Annotated in this window: 1 protein-coding gene and 1 pseudogene; both read right to left on the reverse strand. The window is 45.6% G+C overall.

The window, feature by feature from the left end; all coding sequences use genetic code 11:
• Positions 1–172: pseudogene (locus R8N49_RS25970) on the reverse strand (DNA polymerase III subunit delta'); the annotation flags it as partial.
• A 24-nt stretch (positions 173–196) separates the two neighbouring features.
• Positions 197–829: a dTMP kinase gene (gene tmk / locus R8N49_RS25975; protein WP_020841031.1), complete on the reverse strand. Its 633-nt coding sequence runs from the start codon at positions 827–829 to the stop codon at positions 197–199.
• Positions 830–860 lie beyond the last annotated feature (31 nt).

The raw sequence follows: 860 nt of genomic DNA on the forward strand, positions 1-860 counted from the left end.
CTTCGCTGCTGTAGTTTTGACAAAGAAGTGCATGACTAAAAAACTCAACAAGCTTTTCTACTGCCAAGCCTTTATTACTTTGCAGCAATAAAGCTCCAGGAATTCGATCTGAATCCAACCCAGATTTGAGGTTCTCCCATGCTGGCTTTAGCCAAGGAAAATCATTAAACATGCGTAACCTATATTCGCTTTTTACTTACTGGCGAGACAACCATTCGTTCAAGGCGTCTTGAATATCACGAGACACTTCTTCAATCGATTGTTCTGCATTGATCACAACAATTGACGGATCAGCATTAGCGATTTCCAAGTAACGCTCACGAGTGCGCTCAAAGAAGCTGATATCCATCTTTTCAATACGGTCTAGCTCGCCACGACCACGAGCGCGCTCAAGACCGATACAAGGGTCGATATCCATATAAAGTGTAAATGCGGGCTTAAAGTCACCCAACGTGGTGTCACGAAGGTTTTTCATGAGTGACGCATCAATTTGACGGCCACCACCTTGGTAAGCTTGTGATGACAAGTCATGGCGATCGCCAACAACCCATTGTCCGTTTGCAAGCGCTGGCTTAATCACATTCTCAACCAGTTGAACACGCGCGGCGTACAACAGAAGCAACTCTGTCATGTCTTTCAACTCTTCGCCTTCATGCTCTTCCTTGACTAAAGCGCGCATCTTCTCGGCAAGAGGTGTCCCACCAGGTTCACGCGTGTTAACGATGTTTTCGATTCCCGCTTGTTTGAGCGTGTCCAAAACCGTTTTAATCGCAGTGCTTTTCCCCGCGCCTTCAAGGCCCTCTACGACAATAAAGTTTGCTTTCATCATTTGTTCTTTCTTAGTTCTCTTAAATAGGCTC

The sequence above is a fragment of the Vibrio sp. 1978 genome (assembly GCF_033344345.1).